Raw genomic sequence first — 17,020 nt, 5'->3', positions numbered from 1 at the left:
TTGCCTTCAAGAGGCGGCGGGCAGGATGCCTTCCACTTCCATCACCGCGACTTCCACGCGGTTGCGCCCGTATTGCCGGTTACCGGTATTCCCCGTGTTGCCGCGTTCGCCCTGCGGACCGGCCGGACCGGCACAGGCGCCCAGAGCAAGGGCGGCGATCAGCAGAATGCTTGCCAGTGAATAGTTCATGGCAATTCCTTTTTCAGTTGTCGGCGGCCGGAAGAACCGCATGCTGCAGAGTGATGCCTCTGGCGCGCGGGGTCTGTTGGCTGGCGTACATATCGCCAGGTCAAATGCAGATCAGCGCACGCCGGGATGACGCAGGACATCGAGTTCGGCCTGCAACTCGCCGATGCGCCGGATCAGCGTCAGGGCGAGCGCCACGCCGTGATGATCGAGCTGAAAATCGTCGCGCAGGCGCCTGGCGCGCTTGACGGTCAACACCTGGCAAAGCTGAAAAACCAACGTTCCGGCCGGTCGACCGCTGGGCACGATGACACCGATGTCGACCAGGTCGTTCACCTCGCCGATCGACAATCCGGAGACTTCGGCCAGATGTTCGATATCGCAGACCGCCGTATCGTTCAGCCAGACCGCTTCGCTCAATTGCCTGCTCATGCCGCTGCTCCCGTCAGGAAATGCCGTCTTGGATTGAAATCGGAATTCGCCGCCAGCTGTTCGAACAACACCTGCTCGCGCGGGCCAAGCGCACCGGCGCTGCCATCCGCCGCACGCAGGCCGCGCCCGGCGAGGCGCAGCTTTTGCCCGGCCTGCGTGCCGGCCTTGATCTTGAGTTCAACCACCCCGCCCGCGTCGGAACCTGGACGGTCGCCCCGAGCACGGCCTCCCATGGCGTCAGCGGCAGGTCGAGGTAAAGATCGCGGCCGCTGACCCGGTAGAGCGGATGCGCCTGTACCGCCAGCGCCACGTAAAGATCGCCGGCCCGACCGCCATTGAAGCCGCTGCCGCCCTTACCGGCCAGACGCAGGCCCTTGCCGGCCAGACGCAGGCGCTGGCCGTCGGCAGCGCCGAGCGGAATGCTGATGCGAAACGTCCGGTCGACACGGTGGGCCAGGCCATTCTTGTCGTACTCCGGCAATTCGGCGCGCACCTCGATTTCACCGCCGCGAAAGAGCTGTTCGAGCGAAACATGCGCCGCCACTTCGTAATCCTGACCGGCAACCGGTGCCGGCTGGCGCTGCCGCCCGGAACGGCTGAAGGCGGCAAAGATGTCGGCCAGATCGACATCGTCAAAGCCGGCGGCATCGGTCTTGTTACGCTGCTGCCAGTCCGGCGGCGTGAATTGCTCGCCGCTCGGGCGGCTACCCAGGTTGTCATAAGCCTGCCGCTTTTCCGGGTCTTTCAGCGTCGCGTAGACCTCGGCCAGTGCCTTGAATTTTTCCTCACCCGCCGGGTCCTTCGACACATCGAGGTGATACTGGTGGGCAAGCTTGCGATAAGCCTTCTTGATCGCCTCGGCGCTCGCCGTACGTTCAAGGCCCATGGCCTGGTAGTAATCCCTGAATTTCATTGGCCTGCCTGCTGAGAGCGCCGGTCAAAACGGCATGCGCCATTCTCTCCGGCGATCAGCAGCGGCTCCGTGTGCCGGCACACATACGCCGGCGCTGCGGGGGTAAAACGAGACTAGCGCACCGCCTCGGCGACAACCCCTGTGAGCAGTTCATTGACCAGCGGCGCCGCCTTGCCCTGTGGCCGGCGGTAGCTCAGCCAGACCTTGCCGGCTTCGCCCGGCAGCGTGTAGATGGAAAGCGCGAACGGACACATCACGATGTTGTGCGGATCGAGTTCCATCATCTTCCGCGACAGGCCGGCCGAGCAGAATTCGATGATCTCGGCCTCGTCGAATATCTTGCGGCCGGCACCGATATCGGCACCGGTACGCGCCAGCATGTCGGCGATGTGCGAGGTGTAGTTGATGACCAGGCCACGGTTCTCGATGGCCATCACCACGGTCTCCTTGACGTCGGCAAAACTGCCCGTCACCTGCTGCCGGCTGACCCAGTCGTCGGCCTGTACCAGTGCGGTGTTGAGAAGGCAGATCAGGCTGATCAGCAGGCGACGCATGGCTAACTCCATAAGAAAAATCGAATGCTCGATTGTAAGAGGCAAGCCGGAAAATATCCTTATCGCCTGACGCCGGTCCGGATGGCGGCAAAAACAAAAAGTTGTCCGGCATCCGGTTTTCGTGACTATAATCCGCGCCATTCGGGTATCCCGGTTTGCAAGCGCAGGCCGGGATGAAACGGGAAGCCGGTGAAGAAGACGTTGCCCAGCAACGTTCCTCCATTCCGGCACAGCCCCCGCTGCTGTAAGCCAGACGACTCCACCCCACGCCACTGTGCATTGCATGGGAAGGTTGGTGGAGAAGGATGAAGGCGAGTCAGAAGACCGGCCCGATGCTTGTGTCGCACCATTCTCCGGGGTTCTGGGAAGGGTCTGAAGATTCGCCGTTGCTGCGTCCTGCGTGCCCGTGCACCCATGGTCCCAATCCGGCCTGTCCTCCGATCTCACCTGTCATACCCCGGCGTTTTAATTTAGCTTCGGGGATGAAGTCATGCACATCATGGAAGGTTTCCTGCCGCCGGCGCACGCCCTCGGCTGGAGTCTGGCTGCCCTGCCCTTCGTGGCACTCGGCGTGCGTTCGCTGCGCCGGCAACTGCAGGCGCAGCCGGAACAGCGCATGCTGCTCGGCGTCGCCGCCGCCTTTTCCTTCACGCTGTCGGCGCTGAAACTGCCGTCGGTGACCGGCAGTTGCTCGCACCCGACCGGCGTCGGCCTCGGCGCGCTGTTGTTCGGGCCGGCGGCGATGGTGCCGGTCGGCCTCGTTGTTCTGCTCTTTCAGGCCCTGCTGCTGGCACACGGCGGGCTGACCACGCTCGGCGCCAATCTGTTCTCGATGGCCATCGTCGGGCCTTTCGTCGCCGCCGGCCTGTTCCGCGCCGGCCGCGCCCTCGCCCTGCCGCTTTCCGCCTGCGTCTTTACCGCCGCCGCGCTCGGCGACCTGGCGACCTACGTAACGACAGCGATCCAGCTCGCCTGGGCCTTTCCCGATCCGGCCGGCGGCTTTGCCGGCTCGTTTGCCAAGTTCGGCGCCATTTTCGCGATCACCCAGATCCCGCTGGCGATCAGCGAGGGCCTGCTCACCGTGCTCGTGGTCAATGCGCTGCGCCGATTCAATGCCGAAGAGCTGCAAAAACTACCGCTGTTCGGTCAACGCGAGGTCAAGGCATGAAACTGCGCAACTTGCTGATTCTGGCTGCCGTCGTGCTGTTGACCGTGCTGCCGCTGTGGCTCGCCGCGCCGCCGGCAATCGGTCCGGACGGCGTCCCCGGCGAAGCTTTCGGCGGCGCCGACAACAAGGCGCAAGAAGCGATCAGCGAGATTGCGCCGGGTTACCGGCCGTGGTTTTCGCCGCTGCTCGAACCGGCGAGCGGCGAAATCGCCTCGCTGCTCTTCGCCTTGCAGGCAGCACTTGGCGCCGGCTTCATCGGCTATTGGCTGGGCGCTTCGGTGACGCGCGAACGCCTGCGCCGGGAAATGAACGAGAAAGCGGCCGGGCAAGAGGCCGCGCCGCCGGCAAGCAACCTATCCGGGAAAAACACAGCGCATGCTGATTGAACGCGCCGCCTACGGCAATCGCTGGCGCACTGTAAGCCCTGCCGCCAAGGGCCTGTTCGCGCTGGCCGGCCTGCTTGCCGCGCTGCTTGCCGGCTCGCCGACTGCTGCCGCAATGATCGCCGGCCTGCTCATGCTGGCGAGCGTGCTCGGCGCCGCGGTGCCGCTTGCGCTCTACCTGCGCGTCGCGACGCCGGCCTTCGGCTTTCTCGCGCTATCCAGCCTGTCGCTGCTCTTCTCGCTAAGTGTCGATGCGACCGGACATCTGTCCTGGCAGATTGCACCGGATGCCGCAGCCAACATCACCGCCGTCGGCGGCCGCTCGCTGGCCGCGCTCGCTGCCCTGCTCGGCCTCGTCCTGACCACGCCGCTGCCCGACCTGATCGCCCTGCTCCGTCGCCTGCTCGTCCCCGATGTGCTGCTCGACCTGATGGTGCTCTGTTACCGCATGCTTTTCGTCTTTTCGACTGCCATCGAAGAAACGCGCACCGCCCAGGCGGCCCGCCTCGGCTACAGCACGCCGCGGCGCAGCCTGAATTCGCTCGGCCTGCTCGCTGCCGGTTTGAGCGTCCAGGTCTGGCAACGCGCCCGCGCCCTGCATCTCGCCGCCGAAGCGCGTTGCGGCAGCGGCGCGCTGCGTTTCCTGACGCCGCAATTCCAGCATGCCTGCCGCGACACGGTGCTGGCCGGGCTGGCCGGCGGCCTGCTGCTGGCGATTGGAGCCGGCGCCCGATGAGCCCGTTGATCGAACTGCACGCCGTCGACTACCGCTACCCGGACGGCAGTGCCGGCCTGGCCGGCTGTTCGCTGCGCATCGCGCCGGGCAGCCGCAATGCCCTGCTCGGCGCCAACGGTTCGGGCAAGACCACGCTGCTGCTGCATCTCAACGGCCTGCTCCAAGCCAGCGCCGGGCGCATCGACTTCGCCGGCCAGCCGCTCGCCGCGGGGCGCGATGGACTCAACGCGCTGCGCCGCCGGGTCGGCCTCGTCTTCCAGAATCCCGACCGGCAGCTGTTCTCGGCCAGCGTTGTCGAGGATGTCTCGTTCGGGCCGCTCAACCTCGGCCTCGATGAAGCCACGGTGCGAAGGCGCGTGGCGGAAGCGCTGGCCGCCGTCGGCCTCGCCGAACTCGCCGACAAGCCGGTGCATCACCTGAGTTTCGGCCAGAAGAAGCGCGTCTGCATCGCCGGCGTACTCGCCATGCAGCCCGAAGTCCTGCTGCTCGACGAACCGATGGCCGGGCTCGATGCCGGCATGCAGAACGAACTGCTCGCCGTGCTCAACGAGCTGTCGGCGCGCGGCATCACCATCCTGCTATCCACGCACGACGTCGATTTCGCCTATCGCTGGGCCGAACAGATCCACCTGCTGGCCGCCGGGCGTTGCATTGCATCCTTCGCCGCCGGCGAACTGCCGCAGCAAGCAAACGCCCTGCACGCCGCCGGCCAGCCGCTGCCCGCCGTCGTGGACCTGCACCTGTCGCTGTGCCGCCTTGGTCGCCTCGCGGCATCACCGGTACCGCGCAGCCTGGGCGAACTCGCCAGCCTGCTCAAACAAGAGGAAAACACATGCAAATTTGCCTGATTCTGGCGGTCGACCGCCTGGGAAGCCGATAAATGCCGGGCAAGATCTGGTTTGTCGGCGCCGGCCCGGGCGATCCCGACCTGCTCACCGTCAAGGGCCGCAAGCTGCTCGAAGCCGCCGGTGCCGTGCTCTTCGCCGGTTCGCTGGTCGACCAGGCGGCGACGCTGTTCAGCCCGCCCGGTTGCGAAATCCGCGACTCCAAGGACATGACTCTGGAAGAAATGAGCGCCTGGCTGATCGAACGCGCCGCTCGCCATGCAACCGTGGTCCGCCTGCAAACCGGCGACCCCGGCCTCTATGGCGCGCTGATCGAGATGACCCGGCCGCTGACCGCCGCCGGCATCGAATGGGCCGTGGTGCCCGGCGTCTCGTCGGCGATGGCGGCTATGGCGGCGGCCGGCGAGACGCTGACCCTGCCGGAGGTGACGCAGACGGTGATCCTCACCCGCGTCGCCGGCCGCACGCCGATGCCGCCCGGCGAAGAACTCGCAGCCCTGGCCGCGCACCAGACGACGCTGTGCATCTACCTGTCGATCACGCTGCTGCACAAGGTGCAGGACGCGTTGCGCGCCGCCGGCTGGGCCGAGGATGCGCCGATTCTGGTCGTCCAGAAGGCGAGCTGGCCGGGCGAGGAAAAGATCGTGCGCGGCACCCTGGCCGACATCAAGCGCCGCTGCCAGGACGCCAAGATCGCCAGCCAGGCGATGATCGTCGCCAGCCCGACGCTGGGCGCCGCCGACTGGCCGGAGCTGATCCGCTCGAAACTTTACGACCCGACTTTCACCCACCGCTTCCGCAAGGCTACGGAGATCCCGCATGACTAATGCCACCACCATCCTGCTCGTCGGCCACGGCTCGCGCGGCCGCGAGGGCAATACCGAAACCATCAACTTCGCCGCGCAGTGGCGGGAACGCCATCCTGAGTGGCGCATCGAAACCTGCTTCATCGAACACGCTGACGTGCTGCTCGACGAAGGTCTCGACCGGGCGGCCCGCAACGCCGAAAAGGTGCTGGTCATTCCCTTCATCCTGAACGCCGCCGGCCACGTCAAGATGGAGCTGCCGGCCGCGCTGGACAATGCCCGCCAACGCCACCCGGGCGTCAGTTTCAGCGTCACCCGCCATCTCGGCATGGGGCGCGAGATCTTTGCCGTGCTGCAGAACCAGCTCGAGCGCCTGATGAAGCAGCTGGCGATGCCCGATCCGATGACCACCGGCGTCATCCTGCTCGGCCGCGGCTCGTCCGACGCCGGCGCCAATGGCGAACTGGCCAAGATGGCGCGCTGGCTGTTCGAGGAAAACGAGCATGAGCTGGTCGATCTCGCCTTCACCGGCGTCACCTGGCCGCGCCTGGAAAGCGTCGTGCAGCGCCAGGTCCGGCTCGGCATGATGCAGATCGCCATCGTGCCGGTCTATCTGTTCACCGGCGTGCTGATCGAACGCATCCAGTTGCAGCTGCAACGCCTGCAGCTGCAGTACCCGCAGATCAGCTTCGCGCTCGGTACGCACTTCGGCTTCGATCCGGGCATTTTCGAACTGCTCGACACCAAGGTCAGTGGCGAGCATGCCGCCGGCCCGATGCTTGAATGCGACGGCTGCAAATACCGCGAACTGGCCGAGGAAGAACACCTGCACGACCACAGTCACACCGCGCTCGGCGGCGGACACGGCTGCGCGCATGGCCACGATCACCCGCATGAGCACGCGCACGAGCATGGCCATGCCTGCGTGCACGCCTGAGAAAAAGACATGAGCAAAAACACCGTTACCGAGCAGTTGACCGCTGCCGGGCGTGCCATCGAGCACGACTCCTTCGCCGTCATCGACGCCGAGGCCGGCCCGCACAATTACAGCGCCGAACAATGGCCGCTGGTGCGCCGCATGATCCACGCCAACGCCGATTTCGAATTCAACGGCCTGACTGCCTTTCACCCGGACGCGATGCGCGCCGGTTTCCAGGCCGTACTGCGCGGCGGCACGCCCATCGTCGCCGACGTGGAGATGATCTGCGTCGGCCTGTCGAAGCCGCGTTTACAGCATTTCGGTCTGAGCACCCACCACTACATTTCCGACCCCGACGTGATCGCCGCCGCCCAGGCCGCCGACACGACGCGCGCCGTGCAGGCCATGCGCAAGGCGCAGCGCCTGGGCAAGCTCGACGGCGCCATCGTCGGCATCGGCAATGCGCCGACCGCACTGATCGAACTGGTCCGCCTGATCCGCGAGGAAGGCGTGCGCCCGGCGCTGGTTGTCGGCATGCCGGTCGGCTTCGTCTCGGCGGCCGAGTCGAAAGACCTGCTGATGACGGTCGATGAAGTGCCCTGGGTCGCGATCAAGGGCCGCAAGGGCGGCTCGACCCTGGTCGTCGCGGCGATCCACGCCATGCTCTCGCTGGCAGAGGCCGAGCAACACGGCAGCCCGAACTAGATGACTGACAACGCGAAACCGGACAAGGTCCGCAAGGGCGACGGCAAGCGCCAGCGCGGCAACCGCAGCGGCTTCACGACCGGCGCCTGCGCGGCCGCCGCAGCGCGCGCCGCCACGCTCGGCCTGGTGCTCAGCGAAGTGCCGGAGACGATTGTTTGCCACCTGCCCAACGGCAGCGACGTCGCCTTTGCGGTGACCGACGGCTGCGTCGAGGAATCGTCCGGCACGGCGCACGCCGTGGTCATCAAGGATGCCGGCGACGATCCGGATGCGACCAACGGCGCGCATCTGACCGCCGACGTCCGCCTGCTGCCGCACCGCGCCGGCGAAATCCTGCTCGCCGGCGGCCCCGGCGTCGGCATCGTGACCAAGGACGGGCTGGGCCTCGAAGTCGGCGGCCCGGCGATCAACCCGGTGCCGCAACGCAACATCCGCGACAACGTGCGCGCCGTGGCCGGCGAGCTGCTCGATCACGACGGTCTGGAAGTCCGGATTTCGGTGCCCGGCGGCGAAGAAATGGCGAAAAAGACGCTGAATGCCCGCCTCGGCATCCTCGGCGGCATTTCCATCCTCGGCACCACCGGCATCGTGCGCCCCTACTCGACCGCCGCCTTCCGTGCCAGCGTCGTGCAGGCGGTCGATGTGGCGGCCAAACAGGGCCAGACCAGTGCCGTGTTCACCACCGGCGGCCGTACCGAAAAATTCGCCATGGCCCAGTTGCCGGAACTCGACGAGTCCTGCTTCGTACAGATGGGCGACTTCGTCAAGGCGGCCTTCGCCAGCGCCATCAAGCGCAAATTGCCGCATGTCTATGTCGGCGCGATGGTCGGCAAGCTGACCAAAATGTGTCAGGGCCTGGCCGTGACGCATGCCTGGAAAGCCGAGGTCGACCGCGACATCCTCGCCGAATCGGCGCAGGAAGTCGGCGCCCCACCCGACCTCGTCGAGGAAATCCGCGCCGCCGAAACCGCCCGCTTTGCCGCCGAACGCCTGGCCGGCCTCGGCCTCGCCGTCGAATTCCACCGTCGGCTGGCGATCAAGGCGATCCGCAGCCTCAAGGCCATGCACCCCGGCCCCTACCGCCTGACCGTGCTGGTCTGCGATTTCGACGGCAATTTCATCTGCCGCGTCGAGGAAGAAGAAGCATGACAAACACTACGAACTGCATCCTGCTCGGCATCCTCGACGACGGCTGGGCCGGGCTGGGTGACGCCGCCCGCCAGCATCTGCGCGCAGCCGACCTGGTGATCGGCGCCGGCCGCACGCTGGATCTGGTGCGTCCTCATCTCGCCGCTGGCAGCGAAGTGCAGGACATGGACGGCCAACTTACCGCCGTACCGGGCTGGATTACCGCAGCCACGTCCGCCGGCCGCCGCGTCGTCGTGCTCGCCACCGGCGATCCGCTCTGCCACGGCATCGCCGGCTGGCTGGGAAGCAAGCTCGGGGCGGAGGCGCTGACCGTCATTCCCGCCGTCTCGACCTTGCAACTCGCCTTTGCGCGCTTCCAGACGCCCTGGGCGGACATCAAAATCGCCTCCTGCCACAGCGCCGATGCGGGCGAATGGCTGGTCGGTGCGCCGCCGACGCACGGCCTTTACCCGCTGATGCGCGCCATCGCACTGCATCCGCGCGTCGCGCTGTTCACCAGCCCGCAGAACGATCCGGCACGGCTGGCGCGGGCGCTGTTGATCGCCGGCTTTCCGGAGGCGCGCCTGTCGGTGGCCTGCCGGCTGCTGCTGCCCGACGAGGCAATCCATCGCGGCCTGCCAGCGGTCGACGCCGCAAAAATGGCCTTTTCCGGCCCCAATGTCGTGCTCGTCGAACGCCCGCCGGAAAGCGCGCCGGCCTTCGGGCGCGACGATCTCGCCTACCTCCAGCGTTCGCCCGAGAAGGGCCTGATCACCAAGCAGGAAGCGCGCGCCCTGTCGCTGGCCAAATTGCGCCTGAAGCCCGATGCCGTGGTCTGGGACATCGGCGCCGGTTCCGGTTCGGTCGGCCTCGAAGCCGCCGGGCTGGCGCCGCAGGGCCATGTCTGGGCGATCGAAAAAAATACCGCCGACGCCGCCAACGCGCGCGCCAACGCCGAGCGCTTCCGCGTCGGCAACTACACGCTGTGCGAAGGCAAGGCGCCGACGCTGCTCGACACCTGGCCAGACCCGGACGCGGTCTTCATCGGTGGCTCCGGCGGCGAGCTGGACGAGCTGATCCAGCTGATCCTCGCCCGCCTGAAACCCGTTGGCCGGCTGGTGATGAATTTCGTCACGCTGGAAAACCTGGCGACGGCGACGAGCGCGCTCAAGGCCGCGGGCGCCGGCTGGGACGTGGTGCAACTGCAAGCCAGCCGCAGCCAGCCGATTCTCGACATGCACCGCATGGCGGCGCAGAACCCGGTGTGGATCGTCACCGCCTGGGCACAGAACAAGGAAAACGCATGACTGAACCCCAACGCTACGGCCGACTCATCGGCGCTTCGCTCGGCCCCGGCGACCCCGAACTGATCACCCGCCGCGCCTGGGCAGCGCTGCAATCCGGCGCGCGCTGGCTGTACCCGGTCAAGAAGGCCGAGGAATCATCCTACGCGCTGGCCATCGTCGAGCGCGGCGGCATCGCCGTGCCGGCCGACGCGGTCGAACTGGTCTTCCCGATGACGCGCGACGCCGACATCCTGGCCAAGGCCTGGGCGCGCGCCGCGACGCAGACCGTCGAACTGCTCGCCGAAGGGCGCGACCTCGTCTTCCTGGTCGAAGGCGACGCCTCGACCTTCGCCACTTTCGGCCACCTCGCCCGCGTCGTGCGCGAACTGGCGCCGGAAGTCGAGGTCGAGACCATTCCCGGCGTCTCCTCGTTTGCCGCCGCCGCGGCCAGCACCGGCGTGACGCTGGCCGAAGAAGACGAAACCTTCGCCATCATCCCGGCCGCCTACGGCGTCGGCGTCATCGACCACCTGCTCGACGAGTTCGACACGCTAGCCCTGCTCAAGGTCAAACCACTGCTCGACGAGATCCTCGACCTGCTCGAACGCCGCGACCTGCTCGCCAGCTCGGTCTTCATCGAGAAAGTCGGCTCACCCGCGGAGCGCATCGTCCGCGACATCGCCAGCCTGCGCGGCGAGAAGGTCAATTACCTGTCGCTGCTGCTCGTCCAGAACCCCAAGCGCGTGCGCGGCGAGCTGCGCCGGGGCTGCAGGAAGCGCAAGGAGATCGTTCTCGAGCAAGCCGAGACGGTCGACGCCTGAAAAACCGTGAAAACGGACCGTCCACCGATGAAATACGCCGTCGTCTCCATCACCAAACATGGCATCGCGCTGGCTGCGAAAGTCGTTGCCGCACTGCCCGGCGCGCAACTGTTCGCGCCGGAGAAATTCCGCGCCGAAGCCGCGGCCGCCGCGCCGGGCGCCACCCATTGCTATGAGGGCAAGGTCGGCGACCAGATTCCGGCGCTGTTCGCCGCCTTCGACGGCATCGTCGCCATCGTCTCGCTCGGCGCCGTCGTGCGCCTGATCGCGCCGCACCTGAAAAACAAGGAAAGCGACCCGGCTATCGTTGTCATCGACGAAGCCAGCCGCTTCTCGATTCCCGTCCTCTCCGGCCACCTCGGCGGCGCCAACGCGCTGGCCGGCCACCTCGCCACCGCGCTCGGCGCCCAGGCGGTACTGACCACCGCCTCGGACGCCCGCCAGACCATAGGCGTGGACCTCCTCGGCCGCGAACTGGGCTGGACCTTCGAGGCGACGCACGAAGAACTGGTGAGGGTCAGCGCCGCGATGGTCAATGACGAAGCGGTCGCCCTGGTCCAGGAAGCCGGCTCGCCCAACTGGTGGTTCAACCACGCCAACGGCCGAACCGGGCCCTTGCCGGCAAACGTCACGCTGTTTGAAAAACTCGAGGAAATCGACGTCGACCGCTACGCGGCAGTGCTGTGGATCAGCGAGAGGGCGATGCCGGCGGAGTACGCGGCGCGGCTGGCGGGGCGGCAGGTGACGTATCGGCCAAGCAAAGAAAACTGAAATAGAAAACAAATGTCTTTAGTCGAAACCAAGGCAAACGCCCGTCTTTCATCCCCCTCGAGAGCGCCGAGCAGCACAGGCCGGGCGGGGGAAGTCAGCGAGCAATGTTTGAGCCGCAGGCGAGTTTTGCGAGCTGCCCGCCCGGTCGAGCAGCACAGGGGACCGGACCGCAGGTCCGGCGCGAACGCGGGGGTCGCCTTTCTTTGCTTCCTTTCTTTGGCGAAGCAAAGAAAGGAAGACGCCGCGCCACGGCGGAAAGCAGCAGTCAAACAAGAGACCAGCCAATTCCCGCCCGGCTCGCGCTGCTCGGCGCTCTCGAAGGGGGAAGAGGCTGTCCTCCGTTCTCTGCTGAGTCAGTTTTTTGGGGTTCGGGAGTTTCTCTTTTGAAAATCGCCCTCGGCCTCGGTTGCGACCGCAACACACCCGCCATCACCATCGAACGCTGCATCGCCCAGGCGCTCGCCGCTTGCGGCGCTTCGCTGGTGGACGTCTGGGCGGCGGCGAGCATCGACCTGAAGGCCGACGAGCCCGGCCTGCTCGAAGTCATCGCCAGCCATGGCTGGCCGTGCCGCTTCCATACGGCAGCCGAACTGGCAGCGGTCGACGTGCCGAATCCGTCGGAAACCGTCCGCAAGTACACCGGCACGCCTTCCGTCTCGGAAGCGGCAGCGCTGCTCGCGGCCGGCGCCAACAAAAGCCATCTACTCATCGAAAAACACAAGCTGCGCGGCCTGGACGGCCGCAATGCCACCGTCTCCATTGCAAGGATCCCCGCATGAACGCACCAGAACCCACCGCAAAAACCGGCAAGATCATGCTCGTCGGCCTCGGCCCGGGCAGCAACGACCACCTGACGGCGCGCGCCCGCGCCGCGATTGCCGAGGCCGACACGGTGATCGGCTACGTCACCTACATCCGCCTGGTCGCTGACCTGGTCGAAGGCAAGGAAGTCATCAAGAAGTCGATGACCGAAGAACTCGACCGCGCCATTGAGGCGCTCGACCGCGCCCGCCAGGGCAAGAAGGTAGCGCTCGTGTCGTCGGGCGATGCCGGCGTGTACGGCATGGCCGGACCGACTTTCGAGGTGCTGTTCCAGGCCGGCTGGACGCCGGATTCGGACATCGAGGTCGAGATCGTGCCCGGCGCCTCGGCGCTCAACACCTGCGCGGCGCTGGTCGGCGCACCGCTGACCCACGATTTCTGCGCCATTTCGCTGTCCGACCTGCTGACGCCGTGGCCGACCATCGCGCGCAGGCTCGATGCCGTGGCCTATGCCGATTTCGTCGTCGCGCTCTACAACCCGAAGAGCGGCCGGCGTACACAGCAGATCGTCGAGGCGCAGCGCCTCTTCCTGCGCCATCGCGATCCGCAGACGCCGGTGGCGATCGTCAAGTCGGCCTACCGGCCGAAGCAGCGCATCGAATTCACCACCCTGGAAAAAATGGCCGAGGCCGACATCGGCATGCTGACCACGGTGCTGATCGGCAATTCCAACACCTTCATGCGGCACGGCCTGATGGTGACGCCGCGCGGCTATGCCAACAAGTACGTGGTGGCCGACGGCGAGCGCAACACGCACGCCGGCGAACAGGCCGGCCGCTCGCTGTCCACCGGCCTCAACGGCTGGATGGCGGAAATCCAGGCAAGCGGCCGGACGGCCGCCGAACTGGCCGTCGATTACCGCCTGCCCGCGGACTACATCGCCGCCGTGCTGGCGACGGAAATACCGGAAGAAGGCGAAGCCAACGAGGTCGAAGCATGAGCGAAGTCGTCAAGCCCAAGATTGGCGCCTACAAGCGCCACCTGCTGGTGTGCACCGGCCCGCGCTGTACGGTCAACGGCGAATCCGAGGCACTTTTCGGCCGCCTCGGCGAAACCTTGAAAGCGGCCGGGCTGGACCAGGGCGAGCTGCGCGTCAAGCGCACCAAGGTCGGCTGCTTCGCCGCCTGCAAGGGTGGCCCGGTGATGTGCGTGCAGCCGGACGGCACCTGGTATTACAACGTCACCGAGAACAACCTGGAACGCATCGTCGAGCAGCACCTGAAAAACGGCGAAGTCGTCGCCGATCTCGTCTTCCATCAGGCGGAGCCCGGCGCATGCTGACGCCCTCGCCCTTTCCTCCGGGCTGCGTGGCACTGGTCGGCGCCGGCCCCGGCGATCCGGAGCTGCTGACGCTGAAGGCGCTGCATCGCCTGCAGCAGGCCGAGGTGATCGTCTACGACAACCTCGTAGCGCCGGAAATCCTTGCTTTTGCGCCGTCGACCGCCGAGCGCATCTACGTCGGCAAGGCAGCCGGCAACCACACCCTGCCGCAGGAAGAGATTTCGCAACTGCTGCTCGAACTGGCTCTCGCCGGGCGCCGCGTCGTTCGCCTAAAGGGCGGCGATCCCTTCGTCTTCGGACGTGGCGGCGAGGAAATGGAATTGCTCCTTGAAAACGGCATCCCGGTCGACATCGTCCCCGGCATCACGGCAGCGCTCGGCGCCGCGGCCGCCTTCGGCTTTCCGCTGACGCACCGCGAGCACGCGCAAAGCTGCGTCTTCGTTACCGGCCATCTCAAGGATCACACGATAGACCTGAACTGGGCCGCCCTCGCCCAGCCCAAGCAGACGGTCGTCATCTACATGGGCGTCAAGGGCCTGGAAATCATCAGCGAGCAGTTGCAGGCCGCCGGCCTGCCCGGCGACACACCGGCCGCGTTGATCTACAAGGCGACCTGGCCGCAACAGCGCATCTACCCGAGCCGGCTCAACCTTCTGCCGGAAACGGCAAGAAAATTCGCCGTGAAACCGCCGACCCTGCTGGTTATCGGCAGCGTTGTCGGTTTGCTCGACAAGGAGAAGTTGCCCCCGCCGTTACAGGAGTTTTCGCCATGCCTACTGTAAAGACTGACCACACACCGGTCGACGCCTCAAACCAGGCCAAAATTCCTGAGAAGGACATATAACCCGGTGCCTGCGACGATGCTCAACAAGGGATTGCGACTCTTCAATTGCAGCAGCACAACCACCGCGACTGCCACCAGTTCCGGCCAGGGGCCGGCGGCGTGTTCGCTGCTGGCGCCATGCATGGCATGCAGCAGCAACAGGGTCATGATGGCGAGCGGCAGGAAGCGCCCGAGTTGGGCAACCCAGGGGTGCCTGCCCAGCCATTGCGCCGCCAGGAAAGGCAAGGCGCGCAAGGCAAAGGTGACCAGCGCCATCGCCAGCAGCACCGTGATGATGTAGGGACTGTCGCTCATTGCTTTGCCTCGCCGGACAATTCCGCGCTCGCCGGCTTGCGCCACAGGCCAACCAGGATGCTCAGCACGATGGCGATCAGCAGCGCCTGTTGCGGCGCCAGCCACTGGGCAATGCCGTAGGCAAACAACGCCACCCAGATCGGGAAGGCATCCCGGCGCGCCCGCCACTGCTCCACCGTCAGCACGGCAAACAGCGCAGCCAGGGCAAAGTCGAGGCCGGCCAGCGGCAGCTTGGCGCTGGCGCCGATCAGGGCGCCGAGCAGCGTACCGAGCAACCACCAGCCCTGATTGAGTAGCGCAATCCCCGCCATCTGGCGGTGGCCGACGGTTTTGGGCAGTGAGGTCAGTAGCGAATAGGTCTCGTCGGTCAGCGCAAAAACCAGATACCAGCGCAGCAGACGCTGGTTCGGCATTCTTTCGAGCAGCGACAGGCCGTAGAAAATATGGCGCAGATTGACGATCAGCGTTGCCAGCGCAATGGCGCCGACCGGCAGGCCGGCAGCGAGCATCGGGATCATCATGAATTGCGCCGCGCCGGCATAGACGCAGAGGCTGGCAAGCACGGCCAGCCACCACTCGGCGCCGGCCTGGACGAAGAGAAAGCCGAATACCGAGCCGAGCGGTACGTAGCCCATCGCCACCGGCGCGGTCAGCGCCAGGATGGAGAGGCGGGATGCTTCAGGCTGTTCCGGGTGGGTCATCGACAAGGCGGGAGAAGTAAAAGCGGCAGGGAAAGCCGCGGATTATGCCGCAGGCGGCCGGCACCGTGACGAAGGTCCGCCGCATCAAAAATCGTAGCGCAGCGCCAGCGCGACGAACTTGTTGTCGTAGCGGCTGTTGGCCGAGCTTCTCGCCTCCGCAGCGAGGCGGGCCGAGACTTTCGGACTCAGGCGGGCACGGTAGATCAGGCTGTTGACGACGATATCGCTGGCCGGCTGGATGGCGTCGTCGATATCAATGCGGGCATGCCCGAACAGCAGGCTCTGCTCGGCCAGGCCAATCGAGCGTAGATCCCACAGCACGGTGAGCTTGGCCGTCCGGCTGCCGGCAATGGCCGAAACACCGTTGTTTTCGGCGTTGACATAGGGCATCAAAACAAACTCCGGGTAGCCGCCCCAGTTGCCATAGGCGCTGACCGTGTTGCGCTGGCCGGTGAACCGGTTGCCGGCCAGTGCCAGGCTCAGGCCGCTCGCCTGATGCGCCAGGGTGCCCTTGAGGCCGTACAGCGAGTAGCTCGCGTTGAGCCCCTGGCGGGCCAGATAGTCCTTGAACTGACCGACTTCCGCGACATGGTAGGTCTGCGCCTCGGCGACGAGCGAAATATCATTGCCGAAATCCCGTTTCACCCGGCCGTCGAGATACAGCGAGTTCAGGGTATCGACGCCGTAATAATTCCAGGCCTGGACGCGGAATGCCTTGTCATAGACCAGGCCGGTGACCCAGACGCCCTTGTTGCCGACCACGCTGGACGGATCGAGCGTCGTGCCATGCGGGCCGTCGATCGCGCCGTTGGCTGCGACGCGCAGCGAGGTGTAGGCCTGCTGCGACATGCTGCGGAACTCGGCAAAGCTGACCACGCCGTCCAGACCGGACATCCGGCTGACATAGGCCAGGGTCAGCGTGGTGTCGGGCAGGTCGCGATTGGTCAGCGTCACGGCCTCGAACAGGTTGGGAATGATCCGGTAGTCGTAGGTGTTGATCAGCGGCGAGAAAAATTCCTGCCGCCCGGCAAGCAGCCGGGTCCGGCCAGCTGCGAAGCGGATTTGCGCTTCACCGATCAGCGAATACGGCTTCTTGTCGACATCGAACATGTAGGCATCGGTGCGCCGCGCATCGTCGCGCCGCGTACCGAGATCGCCGGTGGTGTACCACGCGGCTTTCAGGCTGAAACCGTAGAAAGTCCCGGTCTCGCCGCCAAGCTTGCCGCCGAAGCCGGCCGTGCTCTGGTCCAGGCGGCCGCCTTTCTTGTCATCGGCGATGTACATGGCCTTGAAATAGCCGGAGACAGTGCTCTCGGCCAGGGCCGAGAGCAGGTCTTCACCGGCCTGCACCGGCAAGGCGCCGCAAGTGGCCGAAACCGCCAGCACCAGCCGCATCCGCGAGGACAAACCGCTGCACTTGCGCAT

General features: G+C 66.1%; 22 protein-coding genes and 1 riboswitch. Of the genes, 15 read left to right on the top strand and 7 right to left on the bottom strand.

What is annotated here, in order from left to right; genetic code table 11:
• Positions 1-6: 6 nt before the first annotated feature.
• From KI612_RS09610 to KI612_RS09595, 4 genes are all read right to left on the bottom strand, one after another.
• On the bottom strand, positions 7-189 hold the full coding sequence (locus KI612_RS09610) for a hypothetical protein (protein WP_226443942.1): 183 nt from the start codon (positions 187-189) through the stop codon (positions 7-9).
• Between the two features lie 111 nt (positions 190-300).
• On the bottom strand, positions 301-618 hold the full coding sequence (locus KI612_RS09605) for a chaperone modulator CbpM (protein WP_226443940.1): 318 nt from the start codon (positions 616-618) through the stop codon (positions 301-303).
• 13 nt (positions 619-631) lie between these two features.
• Positions 632-1,531, bottom strand: a complete 900-nt coding sequence (locus tag KI612_RS09600) for a DnaJ C-terminal domain-containing protein (protein ID WP_226443938.1) — start codon at positions 1,529-1,531, stop codon at positions 632-634.
• Between the two features lie 113 nt (positions 1,532-1,644).
• Positions 1,645-2,085, bottom strand: coding sequence for a DUF302 domain-containing protein (locus KI612_RS09595; RefSeq protein ID WP_226443936.1), 441 nt, complete (start codon positions 2,083-2,085; stop codon positions 1,645-1,647).
• Between the two features lie 126 nt (positions 2,086-2,211).
• Positions 2,212-2,432, top strand: a riboswitch (cobalamin riboswitch).
• A gap of 143 nt (positions 2,433-2,575) precedes the next feature.
• On the opposite strand from KI612_RS09595, the gene KI612_RS09590 reads away from it, so the two are divergent.
• The 15 genes from KI612_RS09590 (at position 2,576) to cobA (ending at position 14,538) form a co-directional block, all read left to right on the top strand.
• Positions 2,576-3,253, top strand: a complete 678-nt coding sequence (locus KI612_RS09590; protein WP_226443934.1) for an energy-coupling factor ABC transporter permease — start codon at positions 2,576-2,578, stop codon at positions 3,251-3,253.
• Positions 3,250-3,639, top strand: a complete 390-nt coding sequence (locus tag KI612_RS09585) for an energy-coupling factor ABC transporter substrate-binding protein (protein WP_226443932.1) — start codon at positions 3,250-3,252, stop codon at positions 3,637-3,639. The genes KI612_RS09590 and KI612_RS09585 overlap by 4 nt, the downstream gene beginning before the upstream one ends.
• Entirely contained in the window at positions 3,629-4,372 is a 744-nt protein-coding gene (cbiQ, locus tag KI612_RS09580; RefSeq protein WP_226443930.1) for a cobalt ECF transporter T component CbiQ, read from the top strand. Before KI612_RS09585 ends, cbiQ begins: the two co-directional genes overlap by 11 nt.
• Positions 4,369-5,220: an energy-coupling factor ABC transporter ATP-binding protein gene (locus KI612_RS09575; protein WP_226443928.1), complete on the top strand. Its 852-nt coding sequence runs from the start codon at positions 4,369-4,371 to the stop codon at positions 5,218-5,220. The genes cbiQ and KI612_RS09575 overlap by 4 nt, the downstream gene beginning before the upstream one ends.
• Positions 5,221-5,252: 32 nt before the next feature.
• The gene (gene cobM / locus KI612_RS09570; RefSeq protein WP_226443926.1) at positions 5,253-6,044 is read left to right on the top strand and encodes a precorrin-4 C(11)-methyltransferase; all 792 of its coding nucleotides are present in this window, start codon (positions 5,253-5,255) and stop codon (positions 6,042-6,044) included.
• Positions 6,037-6,960: a sirohydrochlorin chelatase gene (locus tag KI612_RS09565; protein WP_226443924.1), complete on the top strand. Its 924-nt coding sequence runs from the start codon at positions 6,037-6,039 to the stop codon at positions 6,958-6,960. Before cobM ends, KI612_RS09565 begins: the two co-directional genes overlap by 8 nt.
• Positions 6,961-6,969: 9 nt before the next feature.
• Positions 6,970-7,647: a precorrin-8X methylmutase gene (locus KI612_RS09560; protein ID WP_226443922.1), complete on the top strand. Its 678-nt coding sequence runs from the start codon at positions 6,970-6,972 to the stop codon at positions 7,645-7,647.
• On the top strand, positions 7,648-8,796 hold the full coding sequence (locus KI612_RS09555; protein WP_226443920.1) for a cobalt-precorrin-5B (C(1))-methyltransferase: 1,149 nt from the start codon (positions 7,648-7,650) through the stop codon (positions 8,794-8,796).
• Positions 8,793-10,082: a precorrin-6y C5,15-methyltransferase (decarboxylating) subunit CbiE gene (gene cbiE / locus KI612_RS09550; protein WP_226443918.1), complete on the top strand. Its 1,290-nt coding sequence runs from the start codon at positions 8,793-8,795 to the stop codon at positions 10,080-10,082. Before KI612_RS09555 ends, cbiE begins: the two co-directional genes overlap by 4 nt.
• The gene (cobI, locus tag KI612_RS09545; protein ID WP_226443916.1) at positions 10,079-10,882 is read left to right on the top strand and encodes a precorrin-2 C(20)-methyltransferase; all 804 of its coding nucleotides are present in this window, start codon (positions 10,079-10,081) and stop codon (positions 10,880-10,882) included. Before cbiE ends, cobI begins: the two co-directional genes overlap by 4 nt.
• Positions 10,883-10,888: 6 nt before the next feature.
• On the top strand, positions 10,889-11,653 hold the full coding sequence (locus KI612_RS09540) for a cobalamin biosynthesis central domain-containing protein (protein WP_404818085.1): 765 nt from the start codon (positions 10,889-10,891) through the stop codon (positions 11,651-11,653).
• 383 nt (positions 11,654-12,036) lie between these two features.
• Entirely contained in the window at positions 12,037-12,432 is a 396-nt protein-coding gene (locus tag KI612_RS09535; protein WP_226443914.1) for a cobalamin biosynthesis protein, read from the top strand.
• Positions 12,429-13,415 (top strand): precorrin-3B C(17)-methyltransferase, encoded by a 987-nt coding sequence (gene cobJ / locus KI612_RS09530; protein WP_226443912.1) that lies wholly within the window; start codon positions 12,429-12,431, stop codon positions 13,413-13,415. The genes KI612_RS09535 and cobJ overlap by 4 nt, the downstream gene beginning before the upstream one ends.
• The gene (locus KI612_RS09525) at positions 13,412-13,756 is read left to right on the top strand and encodes a (2Fe-2S) ferredoxin domain-containing protein (protein WP_226443901.1); all 345 of its coding nucleotides are present in this window, start codon (positions 13,412-13,414) and stop codon (positions 13,754-13,756) included. Before cobJ ends, KI612_RS09525 begins: the two co-directional genes overlap by 4 nt.
• Positions 13,750-14,538, top strand: a complete 789-nt coding sequence (gene cobA, locus KI612_RS09520; RefSeq protein ID WP_226443899.1) for a uroporphyrinogen-III C-methyltransferase — start codon at positions 13,750-13,752, stop codon at positions 14,536-14,538. Before KI612_RS09525 ends, cobA begins: the two co-directional genes overlap by 7 nt.
• A 26-nt stretch (positions 14,539-14,564) precedes the next feature.
• Here cobA and KI612_RS09515 read toward each other — a convergent pair whose 3' ends face one another.
• The 3 genes from KI612_RS09515 to KI612_RS09505 all read right to left on the bottom strand — a co-directional run bounded on the left by KI612_RS09515 (position 14,565) and on the right by KI612_RS09505 (position 17,020).
• On the bottom strand, positions 14,565-14,894 hold the full coding sequence (locus KI612_RS09515; protein WP_226443897.1) for a branched-chain amino acid transporter permease: 330 nt from the start codon (positions 14,892-14,894) through the stop codon (positions 14,565-14,567).
• Positions 14,891-15,595 carry an AzlC family ABC transporter permease gene (locus KI612_RS09510; protein WP_226443895.1) on the bottom strand — a complete coding sequence of 235 codons (705 nt, stop codon included), beginning with the start codon at positions 15,593-15,595 and terminating at the stop codon, positions 14,891-14,893. The genes KI612_RS09515 and KI612_RS09510 overlap by 4 nt, the downstream gene beginning before the upstream one ends.
• A gap of 84 nt (positions 15,596-15,679) precedes the next feature.
• The gene (locus tag KI612_RS09505) at positions 15,680-17,020 is read right to left on the bottom strand and encodes an OprD family outer membrane porin (RefSeq protein ID WP_226443893.1); all 1,341 of its coding nucleotides are present in this window, start codon (positions 17,018-17,020) and stop codon (positions 15,680-15,682) included.

It is taken from the genome of Quatrionicoccus australiensis (assembly GCF_020510525.1).
In the GTDB taxonomy this organism is placed as follows: Bacteria; Pseudomonadota; Gammaproteobacteria; order Burkholderiales; family Rhodocyclaceae; genus Azonexus; species Azonexus australiensis_B.
Note: the sequence above shows the minus strand (reverse complement) of the source record. Positions and strands in the feature narration are given on the sequence as shown.